This is a genomic window from Thermoactinomyces sp. CICC 23799, from assembly GCF_016055145.1.
Taxonomy (GTDB): Bacteria; Bacillota; Bacilli; order Thermoactinomycetales; family Thermoactinomycetaceae; genus Thermoactinomyces; species Thermoactinomyces intermedius.
Map to the genome: position 1 here is coordinate 99,423 of NZ_JAECVV010000002.1, position 23,211 is coordinate 122,633.

Annotated in this window: 23 protein-coding genes and 1 pseudogene; 2 read left to right on the forward strand and 22 right to left on the reverse strand. The window is 48.8% G+C overall.

Annotated features, from left to right (window positions below):
- Positions 1-3: 3 nt before the first annotated feature.
- From I8U21_RS02910 to I8U21_RS02935, 6 genes are all read right to left on the reverse strand, one after another.
- Complete coding sequence (locus I8U21_RS02910; protein WP_181731338.1) at positions 4-1,479, reverse strand: lipopolysaccharide biosynthesis protein; 1,476 nt, start codon at positions 1,477-1,479, stop codon at positions 4-6.
- Between the two features lie 30 nt (positions 1,480-1,509).
- On the reverse strand, positions 1,510-2,259 hold the full coding sequence (locus I8U21_RS02915) for an acyltransferase (protein WP_181731337.1): 750 nt from the start codon (positions 2,257-2,259) through the stop codon (positions 1,510-1,512).
- A 15-nt stretch (positions 2,260-2,274) separates the two neighbouring features.
- Complete coding sequence (locus I8U21_RS02920; RefSeq protein ID WP_181731336.1) at positions 2,275-3,588, reverse strand: nucleotide sugar dehydrogenase; 1,314 nt, start codon at positions 3,586-3,588, stop codon at positions 2,275-2,277.
- A gap of 14 nt (positions 3,589-3,602) precedes the next feature.
- Positions 3,603-4,718: a DegT/DnrJ/EryC1/StrS family aminotransferase gene (locus I8U21_RS02925; protein ID WP_198053240.1), complete on the reverse strand. Its 1,116-nt coding sequence runs from the start codon at positions 4,716-4,718 to the stop codon at positions 3,603-3,605.
- Positions 4,719-4,746: 28 nt separating this feature from the next.
- Positions 4,747-5,772 (reverse strand): Gfo/Idh/MocA family protein, encoded by a 1,026-nt coding sequence (locus tag I8U21_RS02930; protein WP_198053241.1) that lies wholly within the window; start codon positions 5,770-5,772, stop codon positions 4,747-4,749.
- Positions 5,773-5,898: 126 nt separating this feature from the next.
- A complete protein-coding gene (locus I8U21_RS02935) occupies positions 5,899-7,101 on the reverse strand; it encodes a glycosyltransferase family 4 protein (RefSeq protein ID WP_198053242.1) in 1,203 nt (400 codons plus the stop codon).
- Positions 7,102-7,206: 105 nt separating this feature from the next.
- Here I8U21_RS02935 and I8U21_RS15140 point away from each other — a divergent pair, with 105 nt between their 5' ends.
- Positions 7,207-7,332 carry a hypothetical protein gene (locus I8U21_RS15140; protein WP_255516916.1) on the forward strand — a complete coding sequence of 42 codons (126 nt, stop codon included), beginning with the start codon at positions 7,207-7,209 and terminating at the stop codon, positions 7,330-7,332.
- A gap of 55 nt (positions 7,333-7,387) precedes the next feature.
- Here the strand turns inward: I8U21_RS15140 and fabZ are convergent, their stop codons facing one another.
- From fabZ to I8U21_RS02965, 6 genes are all read right to left on the reverse strand, one after another.
- Entirely contained in the window at positions 7,388-7,813 is a 426-nt protein-coding gene (gene fabZ / locus I8U21_RS02940) for a 3-hydroxyacyl-ACP dehydratase FabZ (RefSeq protein ID WP_181731332.1), read from the reverse strand.
- A gap of 197 nt (positions 7,814-8,010) precedes the next feature.
- Positions 8,011-9,318, reverse strand: coding sequence for an NAD-dependent malic enzyme (locus I8U21_RS02945; RefSeq protein WP_181731331.1), 1,308 nt, complete (start codon positions 9,316-9,318; stop codon positions 8,011-8,013).
- A 67-nt stretch (positions 9,319-9,385) separates the two neighbouring features.
- Positions 9,386-9,907: a CDP-diacylglycerol--glycerol-3-phosphate 3-phosphatidyltransferase gene (pgsA, locus tag I8U21_RS02950; RefSeq protein ID WP_181731330.1), complete on the reverse strand. Its 522-nt coding sequence runs from the start codon at positions 9,905-9,907 to the stop codon at positions 9,386-9,388.
- An 86-nt stretch (positions 9,908-9,993) separates the two neighbouring features.
- On the reverse strand, positions 9,994-10,758 hold the full coding sequence (locus tag I8U21_RS02955) for a DNA-directed RNA polymerase subunit beta (RefSeq protein WP_181731329.1): 765 nt from the start codon (positions 10,756-10,758) through the stop codon (positions 9,994-9,996).
- 279 nt (positions 10,759-11,037) lie between these two features.
- On the reverse strand, positions 11,038-11,316 hold the full coding sequence (spoIIID, locus tag I8U21_RS02960) for a sporulation transcriptional regulator SpoIIID (protein ID WP_037996666.1): 279 nt from the start codon (positions 11,314-11,316) through the stop codon (positions 11,038-11,040).
- A gap of 155 nt (positions 11,317-11,471) precedes the next feature.
- Positions 11,472-12,170 carry a M23 family metallopeptidase gene (locus I8U21_RS02965; protein WP_181731328.1) on the reverse strand — a complete coding sequence of 233 codons (699 nt, stop codon included), beginning with the start codon at positions 12,168-12,170 and terminating at the stop codon, positions 11,472-11,474.
- A gap of 160 nt (positions 12,171-12,330) precedes the next feature.
- On the opposite strand from I8U21_RS02965, the pseudogene splB reads away from it, so the two are divergent.
- Positions 12,331-13,352 (forward strand): annotated as a pseudogene (splB, locus tag I8U21_RS02970) (spore photoproduct lyase).
- Here splB and spoIID read toward each other — a convergent pair.
- The 10 genes from spoIID to nuoI all read right to left on the reverse strand — a co-directional run bounded on the left by spoIID (position 13,340) and on the right by nuoI (position 23,191).
- Positions 13,340-14,380, reverse strand: coding sequence for a stage II sporulation protein D (gene spoIID / locus I8U21_RS02975; protein ID WP_198053359.1), 1,041 nt, complete (start codon positions 14,378-14,380; stop codon positions 13,340-13,342). The pseudogene splB and the gene spoIID sit on opposite strands and share 13 nt — an antisense overlap.
- 124 nt (positions 14,381-14,504) lie before the next feature.
- Positions 14,505-15,800, reverse strand: coding sequence for a UDP-N-acetylglucosamine 1-carboxyvinyltransferase (gene murA / locus I8U21_RS02980; protein WP_181731326.1), 1,296 nt, complete (start codon positions 15,798-15,800; stop codon positions 14,505-14,507).
- Positions 15,801-15,818: 18 nt separating this feature from the next.
- Complete coding sequence (locus tag I8U21_RS02985) at positions 15,819-16,547, reverse strand: YwmB family TATA-box binding protein (protein ID WP_181731325.1); 729 nt, start codon at positions 16,545-16,547, stop codon at positions 15,819-15,821.
- 73 nt (positions 16,548-16,620) lie between these two features.
- Complete coding sequence (locus tag I8U21_RS02990) at positions 16,621-16,863, reverse strand: DUF1146 family protein (RefSeq protein ID WP_037996714.1); 243 nt, start codon at positions 16,861-16,863, stop codon at positions 16,621-16,623.
- Positions 16,864-17,010: 147 nt separating this feature from the next.
- Complete coding sequence (locus I8U21_RS02995; RefSeq protein ID WP_198053243.1) at positions 17,011-18,519, reverse strand: NADH-quinone oxidoreductase subunit N; 1,509 nt, start codon at positions 18,517-18,519, stop codon at positions 17,011-17,013.
- A 4-nt stretch (positions 18,520-18,523) separates the two neighbouring features.
- A complete protein-coding gene (locus tag I8U21_RS03000) occupies positions 18,524-20,044 on the reverse strand; it encodes a complex I subunit 4 family protein (RefSeq protein WP_198053244.1) in 1,521 nt (506 codons plus the stop codon).
- Positions 20,041-21,897 carry an NADH-quinone oxidoreductase subunit L gene (nuoL, locus tag I8U21_RS03005; protein WP_181731322.1) on the reverse strand — a complete coding sequence of 619 codons (1,857 nt, stop codon included), beginning with the start codon at positions 21,895-21,897 and terminating at the stop codon, positions 20,041-20,043. Before nuoL ends, I8U21_RS03000 begins: the two co-directional genes overlap by 4 nt.
- A 40-nt stretch (positions 21,898-21,937) precedes the next feature.
- Positions 21,938-22,243: an NADH-quinone oxidoreductase subunit NuoK gene (gene nuoK / locus I8U21_RS03010; RefSeq protein WP_181731321.1), complete on the reverse strand. Its 306-nt coding sequence runs from the start codon at positions 22,241-22,243 to the stop codon at positions 21,938-21,940.
- Position 22,244: 1 nt separating this feature from the next.
- A complete protein-coding gene (locus I8U21_RS03015) occupies positions 22,245-22,748 on the reverse strand; it encodes an NADH-quinone oxidoreductase subunit J (protein WP_198053245.1) in 504 nt (167 codons plus the stop codon).
- Positions 22,748-23,191: an NADH-quinone oxidoreductase subunit NuoI gene (gene nuoI / locus I8U21_RS03020; protein ID WP_037996710.1), complete on the reverse strand. Its 444-nt coding sequence runs from the start codon at positions 23,189-23,191 to the stop codon at positions 22,748-22,750. The genes I8U21_RS03015 and nuoI overlap by 1 nt, the downstream gene beginning before the upstream one ends.
- Positions 23,192-23,211: the final 20 nt, after the last annotated feature.

The following is a 23,211-nucleotide window of genomic DNA, read 5'->3' on the forward strand; positions in this document are numbered from 1 at the left end:
CTCTCACCCTTTTCCTCCTAGTTTGGGTAACAAGTGACCGATCCGATTCAGTGAAGAAATGGAAAAGAGCCCTGTCGCAAAGACCGATCCGAAGGTCACAACAAACGCCAGCACATAACAGATCCAAGCATATTCCATCTCACTTAATTGCACCCAGGTAACCCCGGTCATTGAGATGAAAAAGACGGCCAAATAAATGAGAATGGATCGAAACCGGAAATCAATCGGATATTCTTTTTGATTTTTCCAATAAACCCAAACAATGACAAAAAGATAAGCAACCACAGTCATGATGACAGTGCCCCAGATACTGAAAACCGGCACCAGAATCAAATTGCCGATCAGGTAAATGGCTGCGGCAATCATAAATCCGTAGGAAATGACCTGGGTTTTTTTCTTGATCAACAAACCGACACCAAAAACATTATGCAACACATTGAACAAAGTTCCCAACGATAAAGCCCAGACATAGATATAACCGGATGAAAGCGACTGATCATCCCGACCGATAATATACAAATGATACAGTGGTTTCATGAAGAAGGCCAAAATCATGACAGCCAGCGTTCCAACCACCAACAATGCGCGTCCGACCAGCCCGAACAATTGCGGGGCATCTTCCCGCTCTTTGATGGACATGGAAAAAGGGCGCCATGCGAGTTGAAACGGTGAGGTGATCAACACAATGATGCTTGCAATCCGGATGCAGGTTTCGTAAATATCCGCACTCAGTCGGGAATCCATGTGATACAAAATGGGCCGGGATACGGATGTCATCACCCAAAAAGCCAGCAGTGTCGGCAATAACGGAGCACCGTAACGAATCAAATCCATCAAATGTTTACGCGAAATCCGCAAAACAAATTCCTTGCGAAATAGGATAATCAGAATCAATGCCACTGTCAATTGACCGATTAATTGTCCATAAAAAATTCCCATAACCCGCATGTCATAGACAGCGACAAAAAAGATGCTCAACAAATTGGAACCAATCACATAAGCCATGCTGAAAATATTAAACAGCCATACCCGGCGGCTGTATCTGGCATATCCCAAAATATGCTGAATAATGATCGCCCCAAACGTGGCCATAAAAGCAACCGGCAACAGGTTGGAATAATCCCGCGTGCTTTCATAGACCCATTCGGACAAAGGGGCCCCGAACAAAAATGCAAAAACGGTAAAAATCAAGCAAACCCCGGCACTGAAAATCACGGCATTGGTAAAATAAGTGCGACGTTCCGTGACATCCTTGGCATCATAAAAATAGAACGCCATCGCCGCATCCGTTCCCAAAATGCTGAGATAAGTCAAAATCAGGGTCAGCGTGTTGGTGAGTCCCCACTCTGCAATTTCCCCTTCTCCGGTCAAAAAAGCAACATAGATGGGGCCAAGCATGGCCGCAACCACCTTATTCCCCATCGTTGCAATTGCAAAAGCGGCTGAATCTGAAAAAAGCCGTTTAATGAGTTGTTTCATGTTTAAACAACACCTTCTGCCTGCAGGCTGTTACTCTTGATTTTCCAATTTCTCACGGTCAGGAACATCACGCAAAACCCGTGCCGGAACCCCGATATACACTTTGCCCGGCTCCGTGTCCCGATTGACCAACGCCCCGGCGGCAATGAAGCTTTCTTCGGCCACCGTGATCCCCGGCAAAAGGATGGATCCGCCGCCCACACGCGCTCCTCTTTTCACAACCGGACCACGCACGTATTTGAAACGCTCTTTGGTCCGCCCCATGAAGTTGTCGTTCGTGGTTGTGACGGTCGGGGCAATAAAGACGTGATCCTCCAACACGGTATAAGCTGTAATATAAGCATTCGTTTGAATTTTTGTAAAAGATCCGATTTTCACCTGATTTTCCACAGCGACGCCACGGCCGATCACCACACGGTCCCCGATCTCGCATTTTTCACGAACCGATGCCTGATCCCCGATCATCACTTCTTTCCCGAAACGGCTGCCCCGGTAAAGAACGGTGTTGGCACCGATCGTCGTTCCGTCGCCGATTTCCAGCGCCGGCAAGTCGGCATCCACCTTTACGGTGGATGACTTTGCCGGTCTCGGCCAGCGGCCCAACACACAGTTGTCAGAGATAAATACATCGGAACCGATCACGGTTCCTGCTTTAATGGTGACATTGTTGCCGATCGTCACATTGTCGCCAAGAACCACGCCTTCTTCAATGACAGAGAAATACCCGACGGAGACATTGTTTCCCATTTTGACTGAATCATGAATGAATGATTGTTTCATGAAAAACCCATCCTCTTATAATTTTTCGTAATCCGCTTTGATGTTTTGGACATCTTTCAAAGCATTCCGCGTGTCAAAAATCACTTTCGCTTTATCGGCAATTTCTTGGTAATCAAAGTCGCTGTGATCCGTGGTGATCAAAACGAGATCCGCCGACTCCAAAAGTTCGGTGGTCAGCTCTTGCGTTTCATATTCTTTGCCTCCGGCTTTGAAGGTTTTCACATGCGGATCCACCAGCGTAAACTCTGCCTGATATTTCTCAAGCAGCTCGACAATTTGAATCACGGGGGACTCGCGGTAATCATCGATATCCTTTTTATAAGCCACCCCGAGCACGGCCACTTTGGACCCTTTCAACGATTTGCCGTAGCGGTTCAAGATTTTCATGCAACGGTCCACCACAAAGTCGGGCATTTCATTGTTGATTTCACCCGCCACTTCAATCAAACGCGTATGATAATGATATTCGCGGGCTTTCCATGTCAGATAGAACGGATCAATGGGAATGCAATGTCCGCCCAGACCCGGCCCCGGATAAAATGCCATATAACCGTAGGGTTTGGTTTTGGCGGCATCGATCACTTCCCAAATATCGATCCCCATTTTGTTGCAAAGAATGGCCATCTCGTTCACCAGGGCAATGTTAATGTTGCGGAAGGTGTTTTCAAGAATTTTTTCCATTTCCGCGACTTTCGGGCTGGACACCAGATGGACTTCCCCGTCCAATACCGCACGATACAAAGCTCCGGCAACTTCCGTGCATTGGTCGGTCACACCACCCACCACTTTGGGGGTGTTTTTGGTGTTAAACACTTTGTTGCCGGGATCCACACGTTCCGGCGAATAAGCAAGGTAAAAGTCTTCGCCCGCTTTCAAGCCGGTTTTTTCCAAAATCGGTTTCACCACTTCTTCGGTGGTTCCGGGATAAGTGGTGCTTTCCAAAACCACCAGCATGCCCGGGTGCAAATATTTGGCTATGCTTTGTGCCGAAGATTCAACATAAGAAACATTGGGCTGCTGATATTTGTCAAGCGGTGTGGGAACACAGATGGCCACCGCATCCACTTCACGGATCAAGGAGTAATCCGTGGTCGCGGACATTTGTCCGCTTTCCACCAATTGTTTCAATTCTTCGTCCACCACATCGCCGATATAGTTCACTCCACGGTTCACCATGTCCACACGGTTTTGCAGAATGTCAAAACCGATCACTTTGAACCCGGCTTTGGCTTTTTCCACAGCCAGGGGCAAACCGACATATCCCAATCCGACAACACCGATTTTTGCCGTTTTGTCATCGATTTTTTGCAATAAAGTCTTACCACTCACGGTTATTCCTTCTTTCACTTGGATTTGTTGGCATAATAACTTTTAATGGTATTGGCGATCAAACGGATGTCCTCATCCTCCAATTCCGCATACAGAGGAAGGGCGAAGGTGCGTTTGGCCATGTATTCGGAAACAGGCAAACTTCCTTCTTCATATCCCAAGTCTTTATACACTTCCTGCTGATGCAGGGGAACCGGATAATATACTCCGCAGGAGATTCCCTGCTCTTTCAAATGAGCCATTAATTCGTCGCGATCTTCCGCCTGAATGATATACAAATGATAGATGTGTTTGCGGTCTTCCGCTTCATAAGGAGTAACCACCGGTGTATCTTTTAACAGTTCGTTGTACAGTGCCGCTTTTTTCCGGCGGCCGTCATTCCAAGCATCCAAATGGCGCAGTTTGATGCGCAAAACAGCGGCTTGCAAAGCATCCAAGCGGCTGTTGTATCCGATCATGCTGTGGTAATACTTCGGATTGGAACCATGAACCCGCAAGATCCGGATCTTCTCCGCCAGTTGGTCATCATTGGTGACAACCATTCCCCCGTCACCATAGCCGCCCAAGTTTTTGGTGGGGAAGAAGGAGAAGGTGGCTGCATGGCCCCAATTTCCGATTTTCCGTCCTTTATATTCCGAACCCATGCCTTGAGCCGCATCTTCCAAGACAAACAATTGATGCTCTTCGGCCAATGCCATAATTTCTTCCATGTTGGCCGGCTGGCCGAAAATGTGAACCGGAATGATCGCTTTGGTTTTTTCATTGATTTTTTCTTTTATTTGATTCACATCGATGTTGTACGTTTTCGGGTCGATGTCAACAAAAACCGGGGTGGCCCCGACTTGAGAAATCGTTTCGGCGGTGGCGAAAAACGTAAACGGCGTGGTGATTACTTCATCGCCGGCTTTGATTCCTGCGGCATCCAATGCCAGAAGCAACGCATCCGTGCCGTTTCCAACGCCGATGGCATGTTTCACCCCGAGATAGTTGGCCACTTCTTCTTCAAAAGCTTTGACTTCGGGCCCCATAATGTATTGTCCGCTGTCAATCACCCGCTCCACCGCTTGGAGAACTTCTTCACGAATCGGTTGCAACTGTGCCGTCAAATCCAATAAAGGAATCTTTTTCATCGCTTTCTACTCCTTTAATCATTTCAATTTATTTTCGGTTTAATTCGTCCATCCGGACCGGCCGGTTTTGATCAGCAGCCAACTGGCATCCGATCACAAAGCTCAACGCCTTGCGCCCTTCTTCACCGGAAACGACCGGCTTCCGGTCATTTAACACCGCTTCGGTCATATCTTGAATGATGCATTGATGTCCCGGAATTCCGAATGGATCTTCTTCCACCCGGCGGATTGTGTTTTGAACCTCTTCATCCGGGAGACCTTCAAATTTCCATTCTTTGATCCAATTGGCCGTCGGCCCGCCGATCACCGCGGTCCCCTTTTCGCCAAAAATACTTAATGATTCTTCCAAGTTTTTCGGATAAATGGTGACCGCCGCTTCCAACACCCCGAGTGCCCCGTTTTTAAAGCGGATCACCGACACCGAGGTGTCCTCAGCTTCAATCTTCCGGATGCGTGTGGCGTGATAAGAGGAAATCTCTTCAATGTCCCCCATCATCCACAACAAAAGATCCATGTTGTGAATCGCCTGATTCATCAACACGCCTCCGTCCATTGCTTTCGTGCCACGCCAAGGAGCCTGGTCATAGTAAGCCTGGTTTCGGTTCCATCGAACCGTTGCGTTGGCATGCCCGATTTTGCCGAAAGCTCCTTGTTCCAACTGCTTTTTAAGTTCCACGACAGCCGGGCGGAAACGGTTGGGGTGAACCACCGCCATTTTCACACCGTTTTTCTCACAAGCGTCGATCATCCGATCTGCATCTTCCAAAGTCAATGCCATGGGTTTTTCCACGATTACATGCTTTTTGGCTTCCGCTGCCTGGATGGTCAGCGGTGCATGAATCCCGCTCGGTGTGCAAATGCAAACCACATCCACATCCGAAGCCAGCATGTCTTTCAAATCGGTATACCCACGGACACCGTCGACGGCAAACTCGGAAAGACGCTCTTCATTGGTGTCGCAAACCGCAACCAATTCGGCTCCTTCCACCGCTTTAATGGCTGCCACGTGCTTTTTCGCAATGTGACCACAACCTACAATTCCATAGCGTATCAAAAGATCTCCCTCTTTTCTTTTACCCTGTCAGTCAATTCATATCCAATCTATATTACAGTAACATTACAAAATCTATTGTTCAATGTAACATAGATGAAATCTCTTGAGTACCCTGCATCAAAAAAGTCATAAACTTTTCCGTTCTGTTAAAGATGTATAAATTTGTAAGGTGGTCCGCGCGTTTTCGCTCCAAGTCAATGCACGGGATGCATCCAACGCATTTTTTCCCATGGTGTCGATGAGGGAAGGATCATCGATCAGGATTTTGCGCAGGCAACCGGCAATTCTGTCCACATCTTTGGCCGGCGCAAGCAAGCCGGTCTTCCCGTCTTGAAGAATTTCCTTGATTCCGCCCACATCTGTTGCCACCATGGGCCGGCCGCACCCCATCGATTCCAGCATTATGGAGGGAAGCCCCTCGCTCAGACTGGTGAGAACCATCACATCGGCACTGTTGATCCAGTCGGGAATCTCGGCGTACGGCTTTTTGCCTAAAAAGGTAACAGCTTCGCTTAACCCCGATTCTTCCGCTTGTTTCTCAAGCCGGGGGCGCAAAGGTCCGTCCCCGATCAAATACAGATGAATGTCCCGGCTTTCCCGGCGGATCCGGGAAAAAGCTTCCAACAAATAAGAAACGCCTTTGACCGGATACAAGTTGCCGACAAAAAGCAAAATTTTTTGTTCCCCGTTCAATCCCAGACGTTCCCTTGCCTCAAAACGATCCATGGGGCGGAATTTCTCCGGGTCAAAACCGTTGTAAACCGTTTTGGCCGCAAGCCCGGGATGCATTTTTTCCGCTTCTTCTTTCAACCTGTCGCTGACCGTGATGACCATGTCATTTTCCTTTAATGCCTGACGCGTCTGTTCATAAACGGAACGTTTTCGTTTGGGATACAACATGATGTCCGAGCCATGGATCGTGCTGACCACAGGCACCTTCCAAATTTTCTTCAGTTCCCCTCCCGCATAACCATCCGGATAGATGGTGTGGCAATGAATCAAATCAAAAGGAAACGATTTATGTATTTCCTCCACTGCCTTTCGCAGGGCTTTTGTATAATACTTGCCATAGCGCTGGAAAAAAAATCCCCCCGGAATCATTCGCGTGGGAACATAATAAACGGCAATTCCATCTTTTTCTGTCTTTTTCGGCAATTGACGATACCCTTGCCACTTCGGGTAAAAGGGAAAAGAAGGAACGGGCACCACCACACTTACCTCTGCCCCTTCTCTTTTTAAAGCTTTTGCCTGGTTATGGACAAAAATTCCCGCCATGGGATTGACCGGATTCGGGTACATATGCGAAATGATCAAAATACGCCCATTCATTGAAACCACTTCCTTTATCCGGTTTCATTTCCGAAAGATTACTGTCAATAGGATTTTCCAAACCGGTGATACTATGTACAACACCACACAGGAGAGGTCGTTGTCATGAAAAGACAAAGAATCGCCAGCGACTCCTATGACGGATTCCTCGGCATGTTAAATGCCTTTCTCATCAGCTTGCCTTTTTGGGGACTGATTTATTTCGGACTTCGCATTCTTCATTTATGGTAATAAATACATGACAAGGAAGGTCCATCCCCAAGGACCTTCCCGCTTTATGTATTTTTCAATCATTGATCGCAAACATCAGGTCCGCTTCCACCGCCACATGTTCCCCGACACGGGCGATGCCCTTGCCTTTCCCGACTTTTCCTTTCACCCGGGTCAATTCCACTTCCAGCGTGAGAACATCTCCGGGTTTGACCTGATGACGGAAACGGACTTTATCCAATCCGGCAAAAAAGGCAATTTTGCCCCGGTTCTCCTCCACGCTGAGAATGGCCACGGCTCCCACTTGCGCCAATGCCTCCACAATCAGCACACCCGGCATGACGGGATAGTCCGGAAAATGCCCTTGGAAAAACGGCTCATTCACGGTCACATTTTTGATTCCCACCGCTTTTTTCGCCGGTTCCAATTCCGTGATCCGGTCCACCAACAAAAAAGGATACCGGTGAGGAATAATTTCTTGAATCTGCTTAGCATCTAACATCGTCATCCACCTCTCAACAACCGTCTCGCCTTCTGAAATCACTTGTCACCATTATAGCGAAACCGTATTTAAATTACCAAACATCCGGGCGGCATAAAATGGCGGTTTCTTAACAATCTGGAGAATAAAAAAACACTTTGTCAAACGGGCCAAAAAGCCCGTATAACAAAGTGTCAATGCTTGTGCCCCGTAATTTTTCATGACAAAGCGGCAGTCCTTTCCACCGCGCGGGCCACTTCCCGATGGACTTTGGGATCCAGGGGATGCGGCGCCAATTCCCCGGGACTGGTGCAATCTGCAATGGCTTCGGCGGCAGCCACCAACATCGGGTGAGTGATTTTCTTGGCGTTGGCATTCAACACACCGCGGAAGATCCCGGGAAACCCGAGGACATTATTGACAGAACGCCCGTCTGCTGCAAAAGAAGCACCGGCTTTGAGCGCCAGTTCAGGATCGATTTCCGGTTTGGGATTGGATAAAGCGAGGATCACCTGGCCTTCCCGGATCATTTCCGGTTTGATCAATCCGGGAACCCCGGTTGTTGCCACCACAATGTCGCAGCGTTCCATCAATTCTTCCATGCTCAGCGGAATGCCACCGTAATTCTCCAAACGCTCCAAAGCTTTTTCCTGCCGGTCGGCACCACACATCTCCCGCACCCCGTACGCTTTAAACATGCGGCAAATGGCCAAACCCGCGGCACCGAGCCCGATTTGCCCGACCGACGCTTCTTTCAGGTTGATTCCGGTGGAACGGCAGGCAGAAATCACGGCAGCCAGTGTCACGACTGCCGTTCCGTGTTGATCGTCATGCATCACCGGAATGGGCAACTCTTCTTTGAGGCGTTCTTCAATCTCAAAGCAATGCGGGGAACCAATATCCTCCAACAAAATGCCTCCAAATCCCTGATAAATGTGTTTCAAGGTTTTCACCACTTCATCCGGATCACTTGTATCCAACAAAATCGGAATCCCGCTGATCCCGGCAAAGCGGTCAAACAAAGCGGCCTTGCCCTCCATCACCGGCATTCCCGCCAACGGTCCGATATTGCCAAGCCCCAAAATGGCTGTGCCATCGGTCACAATGGCAACGGTGTTTCCAATGCTTGTATAATAATTGGCTTTTTCCGGATTCTCCCGGATCTCCAGGCATACATTGGCCACCCCCGGGGTGTAGACACGGCGCAAATCCGCCAGGGACCGAATGTCCATCTTGCTGACCATGCGGATTTTTCCGCCTTCATGGGCACTTAACACTTCATCTGATATGGAGTGAACGTAAATGCCGCCCCCCAATGCTTCAATGCTGGAAACCACCTGATCCAGATGCGCTTCACTCTCACACTGGACCGTGATGTCCCGGAGTGTGGAAAACGGGCCGATCTTGATGGTGGTAATGTCCCCGATGTCGCCTCCTGCTTGTCCGATCGCTGTGGTCACTTTTCCCAGGTTGCCAGGCTTTGAAGGAGTTTCCACGATAATGCTGCGTGTCATATTCCGTACCATCCGTTAACCTCCCTAATCCGTCTGAAGTCAAATCGAAAAAAGAACCGGATCCGGTCACCGATTCTTCCTACATAGCCCGTTCGTTCACCGTTTTCAATTGCAACAGGTAAGAAAGTGTCGTGATGTAGGACAAAATAATGACCGACCATAAAAAAGTTTGTGCAAGCGGCAATTCAAACATGATAAAAAATAAAGCAACATAAAACAAAAAGGTTGTCAGCTTGCCGAAAATGTTTGCCGGGACCGTTCGTTTGCCTCTCAGCTTCAGGAAAACAGAAAAAAGGATCATGGACACATCACGCAAGACAATGATAAAGGCAGCCCAAACTCCGATTTTTCCGGAAATCATCAGGGATAAAAAAACAGAGAGCATCATTAATTTGTCCGCCAAAGGATCCAGCATGATTCCGATCTGGGTCACTTGCTTTGTCTTTCTGGCCACATACCCGTCAATGACATCGGTGAACCCCGCAAGAAGAATGATCCCAAACGCCCAGTGTACATTCCATGGCGTGTCCGAAAAAAATGCAACAAAATACGCAGGAATCAAAAAAAGGCGAATCATGGTCAAGAAATTGGGCAAATTCATTCAGGACCCCCCTTCTTACAGTTTACCGAACGGATGGTTGATAAAAAAGGAAAGAGCCCGTCTTTCATCCAAATGACAGACGGGGCTTATGATCCAAAAACCAATTGATAAATATGCACCCACATGTCAAAATTCAAGAAATCGCCGGCCGGTTGATCACCAATGATGGTATGACCAACGACGAATCCCGCATACAAAGCCACAATGAGCGAAACAGGCAGCCAAAGAATTTTAACCCATTTTCGAATTTGCTCTTTTTTCTCATCAATCGCCGGATCATCATCACCGTGAGAAGCGGGACTTTGCCTTTTCTCTTTGGTGAAGCCCGGTTGTTCCACCCGCGGTTCCACCGGCTGTTCCGCAACAAAAGACGGCTTTTTTACTTCTTCTTTGAAATTCTCGTCGCCGCTGTTTGCTCCGATGACCGGATCAATGGAATATTCCTTGAAATCGATGGGAGTTAACGTGTCTTCCAATGAAAGCTGCCGTTTTTCATGCGGGGAAGAAGGTTGTTCCACTTCGAAGGATGGAGGTGCGCCATGCTCATTGGAACCAAACTGGTTGCCGGAGTCTTTCTTCTCCTCCGTCTGTTCCTGCTTTTTCTCTTTGTCTTTCTCTTTGTCGCTGTCATGCTTTGCAGGCTCAAACTTGCGGGCAGCCTCCAAACTGTCGTGGGTATCTTGCTCTTCTTCTTCATCTTTTCGCCATTTCAATTGGCCTACCGGCAAAATATCATCCACTTTTTCATTTCCCACTGTCGAATGGTTCGATGGATTATTGAATTTTTCTGCTGAAGACTCCACATCGTCGGATTGGTAGTCCATGTGTTTTTCTTTATCAGAATAACTCATCTGCATTCCTCTCCAAGGCTAACTTCTATTTCCGATCCTCTCTATTTCATGAAGCTCGTCCAACAAAATCAAGTTTACTTCTAAAGAAGCTCCATTCTACTCATAATAGAATATATCGCAACTATGAACATAAGTCTATACTTACAGCTTATAGGAGTGTGAAAGTTTCTTATACAGAAGAAGCACCGGTTGGGAGGAAAAAGGATACATATTATGGCAATGATTCGGGGATCTTGTTTTTATGTAAACACTGCCGGTGCTTCCGTCTCATTTTCACAGTCACACGGACACTTCTTGCTTCTTTTTTCCGGTTTTTTGCTTATATTTAATCTTTGTCGCTTCTCCTCCTCTTATATGACGAATCGACTTATGGTATTCCAATATCTCTTTCACTTGACGAGCCAGTTCCGGGTTGATTTCCGGCAATCGTTCCGTCAGGTCTTTATGGACCGTGCTCTTGGATACACCAAACTCTTTCGCAATCGTCCGGACCGTATTTCGCGTCTCCACAAAATAATGTCCGATCTTTAATGTTCGCTCCTTAATATATTCATGCACCCCGCCAGACCCTCCTCTCTTCTCCATTTGCTACATTATATTGAGGGAAGAGGCGGGTTATTCTTTCTAAACAAGCCATGACAAGCCATGTTTGGCAATTTTTCTTTTTCCTTGGAACAAAAAAAGCGTTCCCTTGGATGGAAACGCCTTTTTCCTTATTTTTCCCCGCTTAAATAAACATCCGGATTGATGGCTTTCTGATTCCGGTCGCGGATTTCGAAATGCAGATGAACACCTGCTTCCTTTTCAAAACGATTGCGTCCGGCTTTGGCAATCACTTGTCCTTTTTTGACGGTTTGTCCGTTTTTGACCCGCACATCGTCCAAGCTTTGGTAAATCGTTTGAATGCCGCTTTCATGCTGAATGACCACTTGCCATCCGACAACCGGGTTTTCCTCGACTTTCACCACTTTCCCTTCCAATGCCGCCACCACATCAAAGGTGCCTCCGTCTTTTTTCGCGAAGTCAACCCCTGAATGCGGCGTGAACGTGTTGGCATACTGGTTCAAAGAGGATTCCCGGCTCGCTTCCGGATCTTCTTGCTTGTAAAATCCCATGGTTTTGTTGGCATGGGCATTTTTTGCGACAGGCAATACCATGTCATCATCGGTCGGATTGGTCGGAATCGGCTCTTGGGGAAGATTTTGTTCCACCAGATCCCTGGTGGTTTTGGATGCTTTTTCGACCTGATGATCCTGATACCACCATGCCACACTTAAAATCAGTGCTGCCACAAAGAGATAAACAGCAGGGAAAAACCATTTTTTGGACATTAACTTTTTCCATTTCAAACGTCGCTTTGCTTTTTCAAAGGAAGAAATCTGGTTATTTGCATTTGGTTCCTTCGATTTCATGGAAATCACCTCAGGAACCATTGTCGACCAACTTCTCTCTTTTTATACCCACAGATGGGAACTTTTAGTAAATTCGAAGCAAAGTCAAAACTGAGACATACATGATCTTCATTTCTTTGGCTCATACTTTAGAAAAGGTTTGGCAGAAGGAGGTGAAACGGTGATAAAACCCTTTGAACCCGATCTGGTCTACTACGAACCCGGAGCCTTGGACTATCCGCTAGGAAAAGAATTGGTGGCAAGGTTCCAAAACATGAAGATTCCGGTCCGACGACCTCGCACAACCAGGTGAAAGGCCTGCCGGGAAAAACCCCGTTGGATAAATACCGGATTGCCAAGCGGACCTTGGTCATCGGGGTGAAGAAATCATTGAAATTCGAACAATCCAAGCCCTCGGCCGAATATGCCATTCCGCTGGCCACCGGCTGTATGGGCCATTGCCATTACTGTTATCTGCAAACAACGCTCGGAAAGCGTCCTTATATCCGGATTTATGTCAACCTGGATGAAATTTTTTCCCAAGCCGAAAAATACATTCAAGAACGCGCTCCGGAAATCACCCGGTTTGAAGCCGCATGTACTTCCGATCCGGTGGGCATCGAGCACATTTCCGGGTCGCTTTTCAAAACCATCGAATTCATGGGAAAACAGCCGTTGGGTCGTTTGCGCTTTGTCACCAAGTACGCCAACGTGGAACCCCTTTTGAATGCCGACCACAAAGGACATACCCGTTTTCGCTTCAGCATCAATGCCGATTATGTGGTCAAGCATTTTGAACCGGGAACCTCCCCGTTGCCGGACCGGATCGAAGCCGCCGGAAAGGTGGCGGAAGCCGGCTACCCGCTCGGATTTATCATCGCTCCCATCATGTCTTCTATTTCCGGATGGAAAGAACAATACGAGGCCTTATTGAAAAACTTGTCCGACCGCCTTCCCGAAGTGGATGATTTGACCTTTGAACTCATCACCCACCGTTACACGCAAAGCGCCAAACGGGTCATCGAAGAACGTTACCCCAAGACCAAGCTGGACATGGACGATGAAAAACGGAGAAAAAAATGGGGCCCTTACGGACGGGTAAAGTATGTTTACCCCAAAGAGCAAATGGACGAAATCAAAGATTTTATGCACCGCACCATTTCCACTTACTTCCCCCGGGCAGAAATTCTTTATTTTACTTGATCGGGGGAGAAGGGCTCAATCTTTACCCCCTGATAATAATGCCGGATGATTTCATCCACCTTTTTTCCCTGTTTTGCCATCAAATTGGCGCCCCATTGGCTCATGCCGACGCCGTGTCCGTATCCGCGGGTGGTAATTTGAAGCTGATCCCCCCGTACCTCCACATCAAAGTCGGTTGAAGCCAATCCCAAGGCTTCCCGGATTTCCCTGCCGGTAAATGTCTGATCGCCAATCCTGATTTTGGCGATTCTTTTTCCTTCCGTACGCCCGGTCACCCGGATCAAACGCGTACCGGTTGAGGCCGGAAGGCTGACCGCCTGTCCGGTTTTCTTTTCCAGCCGGCTGACAAACTCGTCCCATGACAACGTATGCCGGTGAATATATTTCGGGGACATCCGGTCCCATGGGGAAGACACGCTCCGCAAGTACGGATACTTATGTTTGAAATACTCCTCCGAATTCTCAGTATAACCGTTGCTGGTTGAAAAAAACGCGGCATAAATGGGCTTTCCCCGATAGGTGATGATCTGGCCTTCGGTTTCCTTCACGGCCTCCCGGATGGAATTCCGGAAGGTTTCATACCGGGCTTTCCACTCCTTTTTCAACATGTCATCCGTTTTAAAAGCCTGATGGTTCACTGTGTCCGTGACATGTGCTTTCTTTGCTTCTTTCCCCCATTTGGACAGATCCGAATAATCTTTCCGTTCCAGCCGGTCCACGATATAAGTCCGGGCAGCCAAAGCCTGGGCTTTTAAGGCTTCCTTGTGGAAATCCGCCGGCATTTCCGCCGCCACGACCCCGTAAATGTACTCTTCCAACGGCAACTGAACCACTTTTTTCGACTCTGTCAAGTACACTTTGACCCGGATATCCTGATTTTCATTTTGCATCGCTTTCTCTTTTGCCAATGCCTCCGGCGGAACATCGGAATCCAAGGCAACCAAAAACACCGGAACCAAAAGGATGACGCCCAACAGCCCCAACAATGCCATCAGCAATCCTTTGTGCAATCTGTTCTTCGCCTCCATTTGCATCACAGCGTTCACTACCAAGCTATGAAAAAAACCCCCTTTTTTAGAACCGGAATTCGTAGATTTCCTGATAAAGAAAAAAGCGGCTTCCTTTCAAAGAAGCCGCTTGACCTTCGTTTGGTCATGCAAAAGATTTTTGTTCCACCCCGGAACTTTTTTCCTCGCTCACCCGTTCAATTTTGGCTCCCAAACCTCTCAATTTCCCGACAATATCCACATAACCACGATCCACATGATGCAGCTCCGTCACTTCGGTGACTCCTTCCGCCGCCAACCCGGCCAGAATCAAGGCCGCACCGGCACGCAGATCCGTGGCTTTCACCTGAGCCCCCGACAACGGTTTTCCACCTTCAATCAATGCGGTGCGCCGGTCGATTTTAATCTGCGCCCCCATCCGCTTAAACTCTTCCACATGCATAAACCGGTTTTCAAACACGGTTTCCGTCAACATGCTGTTTCCGTTTGCGGTAAGCAAAAGAGCCATCATCTGCGATTGCATGTCCGTCGGAAATCCGGGATAGGGCAAGGTTTTGACATCCACGGGTTTCAACTCCCCTTCTGCACGGACGTGAATCCCGTTTTCGCCGTCAAGCACATGAACTCCCATTTCACGCATCTTGGCAATCAACGGAACCAAATGATCGGAAATGGCTCCTTCCACAAAAACTTCGCCGCGGGTGATGGCAGCCGCCACCATGTAAGTTCCGGCTTCGATCCGGTCGGGAATCACGGTATATTCCGTTCCCCGCAAAATATCCACGCCATCGATGCGAATTTCATCAGTACCGGCTCCCCGGATTTTTGCGCCCATCGCATTGAGGAAGTTGGCCAGATCCACGATTTCCGGCTCACAAGCGGCATTTTCAATCACTGTCCGGCCTTCAGCCAATGTTGCTGCCATCATGATATTTTGGGTAGCTCCGACACTTGGGAAATCCAGATAAATCGTTGCTCCATGAAGGCGCCCGTCAATGGTTCCTTCAATGTAGCCCTGCCCGATGTCAAACCGGGCACCCATGGCTTCCAATCCTTTCAAATGCAGATCAATCGGCCTGCTTCCGATGGCACATCCTCCCGGGAGAGGAATCCGCGCATGTTTTTTTCTGGCAAGCAGGGGTCCCATCACCAAAACAGAAGCTCTCATCTTGCGCACCAGTTCATAAGGCGCTTCGGTGGATCCCACTTTTTCTGCATTGATCACGATTTGGTCATCACCCAGATCGGCTTGGATCCCCAAGCGTTTCAACAGTTGAGTGATGGTTTTCACATCTTCCAAAAGCGGAACATCCGTAATTTTGATGTCCCCTCTGGATGCCAAAATGGATGCGGCAATCAAAGGAAGCACCGCATTTTTGGCGCCATGTACTTTCACTCTTCCTTTTAAACGTGTTCCGCCTTGAACGATGATCTTTTCCAAAGCTTTTCCCCCCAAAAACTAATATTCGATGGTGATAATTGGCGTGCCTAAAGTGATAACCATGCGATGGGCATCCTGATTCATCCGAACGGCCGCTTGCATATTCATCATGCCGCCTCTGGTCTTGATGCCTGCCGGCAACAACGGAGAAAGTGCGGAGATGCTGATGGTATGATCCGTGTGCATCGCTTCCACCTCTTCCGCTTTCAACAACCGGAAAATCTCCGCAAGTAAATGTTCCTCCTGTTCGTTTTGCACCGGCCTGCTTCCCTGAACAGAATAATGATAAGATGGAGTAATGCCATGATTTAACAACACACGCGTCACATGATCGCGGGCGGCTTGCCAGTTTTCCCGGTCACTTCCTTTTCCTTCCAATTGAATGGACAAATATGGATGGTTGAGTGCTTCAGACGGTTCATCATTGATCACAACCATTTTCACCAAAATGTTTTGTTCAATGATCCCTTCCGCCGAAAATTTTATTCCGTCAAACTCATCATTGCGTTCTGCAGGTCCGATATTGAATGAACGACTCAATGCTTGTGTCCACTCTTCGATCTCTTGCCGGCTCATTGCCCGGTGCAGCCGGTTTCCATAATGCAGCACATATCGCTCCGGCTCCACGCCGACTTTCTTGAACGCTTGGATCAATTGCCCTTCAGGCCGGGATTGTTCCTGTGATCCAATGAATAAAAAAGGCAAAAAGACACAAAAGAGAATCACTTTTTTCACAATCCCCCACATTTTCCATCCCTCTCCCCGAATTCTTATTATTCCCATTCTTCACATTCAGGGGAAAGGATATACGTGGAACCGGTCAGTGAATCAGCTGGCTGATCAGCCTGGACCAACTGAGATAATCAATAAAAAAGGACGCCAGTTGATGCCCGAGAATGATCGACAAGACGATCATCAAGGCTCTGATCTGAGCCGTGTGATTCTTTTTAAACAGTTGCTCGATGCGCATGCCCAGCAAAATCCACCAGACAAAGGCAATGCTGAGGATCGAGAGGAATATGTTCACCAGCCCCGACAAGGCCAGCTGCGTCGTCCCATCCATAATATGCACTCCCTCAGGCATATGTTCACATGCTACCATGGTACAAAAAAAATGGCGAATGCGCAAAAGATATTTTTGCAAATGCATGAACAAAACAAGCATACCCCTCCTGACGAAGGGTATGCTTTCACCGGATGAAAAGAGACTCTAAGGGGAAGAATTGGCGGCTTGGGAGAACGCGGACATCCAATCCAGATCTCCCAAGGCTTGAAAGAAGTAGTCCGGCATCAATCCCAACAAAAGGGTGCCCAAACATCCGATCCCGATCACAGCCATCACCGCCCAAGGGACGTTCAGCTTTCCAACCTCCCCGGCTTTTCTAAAATAGATGTGCCGGGCAATGCGAAAATAATAGTAATAAGAAATCACCGTTGTGATGATCATGATGAGCGCCAGCCAATGATGGGAACCGGCCACCGCGCTCATCAAAATGTAAAATTTCCCCACAAACCCCGCCGTCACGGGAAGGCCGGCAAGAGACAAAAGAAACAGGGTCATGATCACCGCCAGCCCCGGCGAACGCTGGTACAATCCGGAAAAAGCTTTCAAATCATAGGTTCCCACCTCTTTTCCCACAACTTCAATCACCACAAAGGCCCCGGCCGTCATGAACAGATAGGCGATGAGGTAATACACCAGACTCGGGAACAAATCATATCCCACAAATCCCATCGTGGCGGGAGGAACCAGCAGATAGCCGGCATTGGCGATGCTGGAGTAAGCCATCAGCCGCTTGGCATTGGTTTGGCGTAATGCCACCGTGTTTCCCACAATCATGGAAGCCGCTGCCATGATCATCAATGTCCAGGAAATCACTTCATTCCAGACACCGTTTGACACCAGGGGAATATAGGCTCCGAGCAATATCCGGAGTACCAGGGCAAACGCTGCGGCTTTGGACACCACAGCCAGAAACACCGCCACCGGGGTGGATGCACCCTGATAAACATCGGGAACCCAAGTGTGGAAAGGCACAGATGAAATTTTAAAACCAAACCCGACCATCATCAAAAAGAACGATAAAAAGAGGAACAGCTGGTAATCAGTTGCCGCCACTTCCGCCACACGGTCCCGTATCTCAAACAAATGGGTGCTTCCGGTCAATCCGTAGAGGAAGGACATCCCGTACAGGATAAAAGCGGAGGAAACCCCTCCCAAAACAACATATTTCCACGCCGCTTCGGTCGCATCGGTCCGTTTTTTCCGAATCCCGGTCAATATGTAGGATGAGAGGCTCAAAAGCTCCAAGCCGACAAACAACGTGATCAATTCCGCCGACGACACCATAATCATGGCACCGAGCAATGCGGTAAGAAGCAAAGAATAATATTCGCTTTCCGCTTTCAACTCTTCGTCCTTCCGGAAGGAAAACAAGAAAACCAAAGCCGTTCCGGCAAGCAAAATGGCTTTGAGCGTCAAGCTCAAATGATCAATCCGGTACGAATCCCCCAAAATCTGATACGGTTCATGCCCCCAACCCATACCGACGAAAACGCCTGCCGCCAAGATGGCAATGAGCCCGAAGATGCCCATCCATCTCTTTGACACCGTTTCTTTCAACAACAAATCCAAAATCATCAACAGAGCGGCGGCAACGACGATCGTCAGCTCGGGGGCCATCACCCTCAGGTCAAAATCCAGCAATGTTTGCATCATGCCCCTACCCTCCGATCCGAGATACAATAAGATCTAACGTTTCTTGCATCGGTGCACTCAAAACGGCCGGATAAACACCGATCAGGACAATCACCATCACCATCACCAACATCGGAAAGGTTTCGCGCCAATAAAGATCACCAACCGCCTGAAAACGTTCCGGCAACGGCCCGAAGGTCGTTTTTAACACGGCACGCAATGCATAAACCACGGTGAAAATCAACCCGAGTGCCCCGACCGCTCCAATCACCGGATGGTTTTGGAACACGCCGAGATAAGCAAAAAACTCGCTGATAAAACCGGAAAGCCCAGGCAATCCCAAAAGCGCCAATCCACCGGTCAGGAAAATTCCCGAAAGTACCGGTGCCGATTTGGCCAGTCCGCCCAGATCGTCCAATTCCGTCGTTTTGGCACGCTCATAAATGCTGCCGACGAGGAAGAAAAGCAGTGCCGAGATGATACCGTGGGACACCGCCTGAAAAACCGCTCCGTTTAATCCGGCCGTATTTAAAGCGGCCAGTCCGAACAAAATGATTCCCATATGGCTGACACTGGAATAAGCCAGCACATGCTTCAACTCTTTTTGCACAATGGCAATATAAGCTCCGTACAAAATGTTCACCAAGCCAAACACGGCCAGATAGACGGAAATTTCCTTCATTTGCACCGGGAACAATCCCAGCCCGAACCGGATCAAACCGTAAGCCCCCATCTTCAGCAGGACCCCGGCATGAATCATCACCACCGGGATGGGAGCTTCCACGTGCGTTTTTAACATCCAGCTGTGGAAAGGAAACACGGGCAACTTAATGCAAAATGCGATCACAAGGGCCGCAAACGTTCCCCACAGCATCGTTTTCAAAGCCGGGGGCAGCAGTGAAAATTGCCCCATCACCTGATCCATCCGGTCTTGCAACGCCGAATAGTCCAACGTGCCAAAGAGAAGCAGCAAAGCCACCATGGCAAACAGAAGGAATCCGGATCCCAGACCGTTAAACAACAAAAACTGGTTGGCTGCTTTCTCCCGGCCCAAAAACCCCCACTTTCCGATCAGAAAATAAGCGGCAATCAATGTGACTTCAAAGAAGATGAAAAAGAGAAACAGATTGGATGCGGCAAAAACCCCGATCATCCCTGTCTCCAAGAGCAAAAACAGCTGGTAAAACCCTTTGGTCTCCTCCCTGATGAACCCGGATGCCGCGGCAGCCACGGCACTGATCAGGGTGGTCAAAACAATGAAAGGAAGCGATAATCCGTCCACTCCCATACTGTAATGAAAGGTCCACGGTTCTCCCTGTAAGAGGGGGATTTGAAACCAGACAACCGATTTCACCCACTGGAACCCTTTCAACCCCTGATCAAATTGCGCATACATCAACAAGGACAACAAAAGCGGCGGAAGTGTGGACAAAATCCCGCAAATCCGGTGCCAGCGCACTTTCTCACGGGGAAGAAAAATGAGAACCAAAACCCCTAAAAGCGGGAGAAACGTGATCAGTGAAGGCATCCAATCAAACCGACTCATTTAAATAACCTCCCCGCTGTCATTCCTACCATCAAAAGGACAAACCCAATCACACTCACCAGCACATAAGTCTGTGCCTGCCCGTTTTGGATCCTGGAGCCCAAACGCCCGGTCAATTGGACGACCCAACCGACAAACCGGACAATCCCTCCGATCACAAACCGGTCCCATCCGGACAAAAACCATCCGATGCCTTTGGTCGTCCATACAAACAAATATTGATACAATTCATCCACATAATATTTGTTCAAAACCAGGCGATGGAGCCAGGGAACGGTTTGTGCCGCCTGACGGGCACTGAACTTTCCTTTTCCGTAAAACAGCCAGGCCAATCCGATCCCGGCCAGGGAAACCGCCACCGTCACGACCGCCAACCACACCGGAGCCGATGCGGCATCGGGAACGGATCCGTTACCGGCGGCCAGCCAGTGTTCAAATCCCCCGCCGGAAAGCAAACCGACCCATCCGCTTCCAATCGAGAAAATCCCCAGCACGGCCACCGGAATCATCATCACGGCCGGCACCGGCCGGTCAGCCTTGGGTCCCCGCGGTTCCCCGGCAAACACCAGAAAGAAAAGGCGGAACATATAAAGAGCCGTGAAGAAGGAGGCAATCAACCCGGTGACAAAAAGCCCCGTCCTTCCATCCTGGTAAACGGAAAACAAAATCTCATCCTTGGAGAAAAATCCGGAGAAAGGCGGAATCCCCGCAATGGATAAACAACCGGCCAAGAACCAGACACCGAGTTGGCGGTGGGTTTTCCAGAGCCCTCCCATTTTCCGCAAATCCTGTTCATGGGCGAGCAAGACAATGACCGCCCCGGCTCCCAAAAACAACAACGCTTTGAAAAAGGCGTGGGTAAAGAGATGGAAAACCCCGGCAACATATCCGGCCGAACCCAGGGCCAACATCATGAAGCCAAGCTGGCTCACCGTGGAATAAGCAAGCACCCGTTTGATGTCATGCTGCATCAATCCGATGGTCGCGGCAAAAATCGCAGTGAATCCCCCGATATAAGCCACCACATCCATGGCAGAAGGGGATGACTGAAAGAGGAAAAACAGATTGGCAACGAGATAAACCCCGGCAGCTACCATGGTGGCGGCATGGATCAGGGCACTGACCGGCGTCGGACCTTCCATGGCGTCCGGCAACCAGGTATGTAACGGGAACTGCCCGGATTTTCCAACCGCTCCGATAAAGATGAGAACCGCCAACAAAGTGATCAAGCCGGGGGACATTTGCCCGGAAACCACAGCCGTTTTCAAATCGGAAACTTCAAAGCTTCCCACATGCCAAAACATCAGGACAATGGCAATGAAGAAACCGACATCCCCGATTCTTGTGACGACAAATGCCTTGCGTGCCGCTTCCCTGGCTTCCGGTTTGAAATACCAAAACCCGATCAACAAGAAGGAACAAACCCCGACCAATTCCCAAAAGATATAGATCCACAACAGATTGGCCGACATGACCAGACCAAACATGGAAAAAGTGAACAAAGCCAAATAAGCATAAAACACCCGGATCCGGTCATCCCGTTCCATATAACCGTAAGAATACAGATGAACCAGAAAACTGACGATGCTGATGATCAGAAGCATCAAGATTTGCAGGGAACCCAGATGGATGCTGAAAGAAACCGCAACGTCCCCCAGATTCAACCAGGGAATGTTCCATGTGACGGTTTCCCCGGACAACCAAACATAAACGGACAGCAACAAAGAAAGAAACGTTGCCGTCACTCCTGTTGCGGCCGCAAATTTCCTTTGGATGAATCCACGGCCGGACAGAAGCAAAAGAAATGCAATGAATGGAAAAAGAGGAATCAACAGAGCCATGTTTGCTTCCATTTCTGACCCTTCCTTCTTTTTAGAAGTTTGATCGCTTCCGCTAACCTCTCAGCGAATGATAACGGTCGGCTTCCGCCGTGGACACCTGCCGGTACAAGGCAATCAGAATGGCAATCCCCACGGCCGCTTCCGCCGCTGCCACCGTAATCGTAAACAGCGTGAAGATTTGGCCCGTCAGATTGGGAAACAGCCCGAATTTGGAAAATGCCACAAAGTTGATATTTGCGGCGTTAAACATCAACTCAATGCAGAACAGAACCATCACGGCGTTTTTCTTCGTCAGCACGCCATACAAACCGATACTGAACAAGATGGCCGACAAAGCAAGGTAAGAAGTGATGACCATCTCATTTCTCCTCCCTTTTTGCCAGAATGACTGCCCCGACCAGTGCCACCAAGAGTAAAATCGAAGCCAGTTCAAACGGGATCACGTATTCGGTGAAGACCCGCTCTCCCAGCCGGACGACGTTCCATCCTTCCCCGTTATGCGGTTCGCTCCACACCGGTACCCGGTATATGATCCACATCATGACGCCAAAAAAGGCGGCGACAGCGATAAAACCGAGCACGGCATGCCACGGTGCGACCGAACTTTTCTCTTCATCCTGGTGTTTGGTCAACATGATCCCGAACAACATGAGAATCGAAATGGCCCCGGTATAAATGAGCACCTGGATCACCGCCAAGAACTCGGCGTTTAAGAGCAAATAAATGCCTGCGATACTGAAGAAAGTGAATGCGAGCGCCAAAGCCATATGGATGACCCTTGTGAAGTTGATCATGAACACGGCCCCGCCAATCGCCATGACGGAAAGGATAAAAAATGCAATGAATTCAGCGTTTACGGGCATTATTTTTTTCCTCCCGGTTTTTTGATGAGATTGGTGCTGTTTTCTTTTCGAATCTTTGTGTTATTTTGGTTGAGCCACTCCAAATCTTTAAACAATTCATCCCTTCCGTAAACGGCGAGCTCATAGTTATTGGTCATGACAATGGCTTCCGTCGGGCAGACTTCCGTGCATAAATCGCACAAGATGCAAATTTCAAAGTTGATATCGTAAGTGTCAATCACTTTCCCTTTCTTTTCCGGATGCTTTTTCCCCGTCAATGAAATGCAATCGGTCGGGCAGATGCGGACACATTGGTTGCAGACAATGCATTTTTCCGGATCGAAATGCTGTATTCCGCGAAAGCGGTCGGGCATCTCGAGCGGCTCATCCGGATAACGGTAAGTGACCTTCGGCTTTGTCATGTTTTTGAGGGTGACCCCCAACCCTTTGATCAAGCCAAGCACCATTTTCCCCTCCAATCCGT